This window comes from Bacillota bacterium, assembly GCA_040754675.1.
In the GTDB taxonomy this organism is placed as follows: domain Bacteria; phylum Bacillota; class Limnochordia; order Limnochordales; family Geochordaceae; genus Geochorda.
The window spans coordinates 1-3,222 of record JBFMCJ010000469.1 but is presented as its reverse complement, the minus strand read 5'-3'; the positions used below and the strand labels follow the sequence as shown (position 1 = coordinate 3,222).

At 66.9% G+C, this 3,222-nt stretch carries 5 protein-coding genes; all 5 read right to left on the bottom strand.

All coding sequences use genetic code 11. The features are described 5' to 3' along the window. Positions 1-320, bottom strand: a 320-nt coding sequence (locus AB1609_19240) for a hypothetical protein (protein MEW6048577.1), incomplete at its 3' end; no start/stop codon positions are given. Positions 321-437: 117 nt separating this feature from the next. After that, complete coding sequence (locus tag AB1609_19235) at positions 438-635, bottom strand: hypothetical protein (protein ID MEW6048576.1); 198 nt, start codon at positions 633-635, stop codon at positions 438-440. Positions 636-974: 339 nt separating this feature from the next. Continuing rightward, positions 975-1,490, bottom strand: coding sequence for a hypothetical protein (locus AB1609_19230; protein ID MEW6048575.1), 516 nt, complete (start codon positions 1,488-1,490; stop codon positions 975-977). Positions 1,491-1,735: 245 nt separating this feature from the next. Further along, a complete protein-coding gene (locus AB1609_19225; protein MEW6048574.1) occupies positions 1,736-2,644 on the bottom strand; it encodes a hypothetical protein in 909 nt (302 codons plus the stop codon). Beyond that, a complete protein-coding gene (locus AB1609_19220) occupies positions 2,641-3,114 on the bottom strand; it encodes a hypothetical protein (GenBank protein ID MEW6048573.1) in 474 nt (157 codons plus the stop codon). Before AB1609_19220 ends, AB1609_19225 begins: the two co-directional genes overlap by 4 nt. Positions 3,115-3,222 lie beyond the last annotated feature (108 nt).

The following is a 3,222-nucleotide window of genomic DNA, read 5'->3' as shown; positions in this document are numbered from 1 at the left end:
AGGTTTGGGGCAAAGGCATCCAGCGCCAGAACCCATTCGGGCACCTCAAAGTTGTCCGAGGGCGGCCCGGGCCACCATGCATCCCAGACCGCTGCCGCAAACAGAAACGCCGGCGTGAAATGCATCGTGGGTGGGTAGGGGCCCGCGGACCGCGTCTGTCCCCATCCCGGTTGCACCGAAAGGTTCAGCCGGCACCTCTCCGCCTCGCCGGAACCCGAGGTGTGCACGCGGTTGCACACCAGGCACCGGTACTTCACCACCCCGAGTGCAAACGCGGCCCGGGCCGAGCACGCATCGGGAAAGACAACGGCCCCGTCCAAGCTCAATCCCTCCCCCGTGACCCGCGCCGCGCGCGGGGCAATCCGTGTACCTGGGGGCGGGACGGCCATGCCGTACCGCCACCTGAGTCCCAAGACCTGGGCGGCGTAAGCCGCCCGCTAACACCCGCCGCACCTGTGCTGTTCGCTTTTCCCGGTCACAACAAGCGCAACCAGGTCGCCGGCGCGGCCCACGACCTGGACATGCACGAACTCGCGGCCCTGCGCTTTTTCAGACTGGATGTGGGTGTTGAGCGCCAGTTCCAGCTCTTTGGGGAGATGGGCGCTCAATACTGCAAATCTGACGTCTCGCGGCATGTCGTTTTCCCTCCTTTCAGGTCCGGCAGCTAGGAACCGCAGCCGGCCATTTCCCTGATCCGCCGGCTTTCCCTCAGCAAGGCCTCTCTCCAGGCGCCATCCCGTATCCTTTCCGGGCGTCTTATGACGCGGAGAGATCTGGCCTCGAACCAGTCGTCATCCCAAGCGTCGAAACCAAAGAAGACCCGGTCGTCACGGGGCCAACCTTCCGGCCCGGTCGCACCAGGAAGCAACCAGCACCCAGGGCCTTCCACACCACACCGTACTGGCCCAGGCACGGAACCCATACCACCGTCCCTGAGGCGAGCTGTTCGGGTTTGGCCATCCAGGTCCCCTCCCCTACAAGAGGCGAACCTCGACCTTCGCGATCCGCTCGCCCCAGCCGGGGAGTTCGGCATAGTGGGCCCACACCTCGTACACGCCATCCCCCAGGCCGCTCTGGAAGCAAACGCCCGCCCCGGGGCGCCCGTCCGGGAAGCACATCTGCCCGCCCTGGTCGCGGCCCGAGGAGGCCTCGTAGGCGCGGTCCCGGGCCGACCCGGTCCAGGGGGCCGCCATGCCGAGCAGACCACGTTCCCGGCCTATGCGGCGGATTTCCTCCGCTGCTTCCTCGGCGGTCCTGCCCGGCAGCGCGACCCTCCAAGTTCCCCCCGGCACCGGTTCCGGCTCCACGCCGTACTCGGCGCGCAGAATTTCGCACATCTGCCGGGCATCCCGGCCCCAGAAAGCGGCTTTTTCCTCTTGCCCGCGTCCGCGGAACACGCGACCCCCAAAGAGGTATTGGGGGTCGGCTATCATCAGGTGGCCGCTGTCCACAGCCACCACTCCCAGCAGGGCTTTACGCGTATACTTCATGATGCTCTCCCTTCTTTGCTTTTGGGCGGGTCGGGCTCGAGCTTTTGGGGAAACTCTGGCTTCCCCCCGCACCGACCCACATACCGGCGGTTGGGAACACTCCAGAGCCGCGCCTTGCTATGCCCCTTCCCCCCTTCCCGGCGACCCGGCAAAGGGCATCGCGGGCTCTGCGGACGGCTCGCTTCAGCTCACCCAACGTCTGGCAGCCACCGTTTACGCACCGGTGCAGGTACTCTGCTATCTCCTCAGCGGATGCCAGAACTGGTTCGCTCGCCTGTATCGAAACGCGGCGCAAACGTCTCTCCCTCCTTCCCCTCGATCTTGGTGGACCACCCGGATTTCGGCCGTTTCCAGGCCGACCCGGCAGCCCCACGAGCCACCGTGACCCGCATGCCACACCGCTCGAATCGCACCGAGAAGACCTCCCGGGAGCCGCCCGGCAGCGACACCTCCAGGAACAACCTGTTCCCGGAGTACCGGAAATCCCAAAGTGAGGGCCACGCGGCCCGGCGCCGAGTCGGCACCGGCAGGCCAGCGGCCACGGCAACGTTGTACGCCCACACTTCGCCACTGGCCTCCTGGAACCAAACGTGCCGGGGGACCGGCATCCAGTTGGCCGGCAGAGGCCGCAGGTACTCCACCCGCCTGCCCAACCCGCGTCCCAGTTCGAACTCGAAGAGTTCCCCCGGGCGGGCCAGGATCTCCGACGCCTCCGCCACGGCCTCCCGGAACTCCTTCGCCCGGCGGGTGGCCTCCGCCTGGGCCCAGGCGAGCCACAGCTCCCGGCCGGGCTTCGTCCGGGTCCGCAGCTCCCGGTCGATCTCTTCTGCGGGCGCGTCCACGGCAAGCGAGGCGGCGAACAGTTCCAGCTCGGGGTCCGCCCACATGTGATAAATGGGCAGTTGAGGCCAGGGTGCCCCGAGCCAGGGAGCGTAGAGCCGGCGGACTTCCTGCAACCTGTCGTGCAGCCACGAAACCATGAAGTCGCCTACCGGCCTCAACCTCATCCGGTCGCCGATTGCTTCTGCGCACGCCTCTGCTCTCTGCGATCCGGAGACATGCACGTGCCCGCACACCCGGCACCGGAACCTGAACGGCCCCAGCCGCAGCGCAGCCAGGGCCGTGTCCAGGTCGGGGAAGCTGGCGGCGGTCATTGCGCGGAAGCCTCCACGGCCATGCGGCGCGTCAGCCTCTGCGCGGGGATCTCACCCCGCAGGTATGCCTCCACACGCGCCTTGCGCGCGGAATCGTCGATGCTGGCGACCTCCTCGAGGTCTCCGTCGGGAGTAACGATGTACCAGCTCCGGTAATCGTTCTTCCACGAGCCCCCGGTGCGGATCTCAATGATCTCGCCCGGGCGGGCCCGGTAGGTGCCCGAAACAGTGATTTCCTTTTTGCCCCACGTCTTGCGCAGTTCTACGAATTCCCGGGACAGCCTGCCCTCGACTACGCGGAGGCGCGCGACATACGGCACGCCCTTGCGGGGGTCGTTCGTTGCCTTGAACGAGAACTCGTAGTCCCCCTGCTGCGCGGCCCGGCGTTTTTCGGCCAGGACCTCGCGGGTCAGGGCCAGTAGGGTTTCCAGCTCTGTCGGGCCCATGGCCTCCAGGGTCTGTCGATTCACTGTTATACCTCCCTCGTCATTGCTTCATAGCCCGGTGTGCCGGCTACGGAGGCTCCAGGCGTCCGGGACCATACTGAACGTAGTTGGGGCGGGCCTTTCCTCAGCCCG

What these genes read in the sequence shown, in the direction of transcription:
- AB1609_19235 (MEW6048576.1), bottom strand. Translation starts at nt 635, where the DNA reads ATGCCGCGAGACGTCAGATTTGCAGTATTGAGCGCCCATCTCCCCAAA.
- AB1609_19230 (MEW6048575.1), bottom strand. Translation starts at nt 1,490, where the DNA reads ATGAAGTATACGCGTAAAGCCCTGCTGGGAGTGGTGGCTGTGGACAGC.
- AB1609_19225 (MEW6048574.1), bottom strand. Translation starts at nt 2,644, where the DNA reads ATGACCGCCGCCAGCTTCCCCGACCTGGACACGGCCCTGGCTGCGCTG.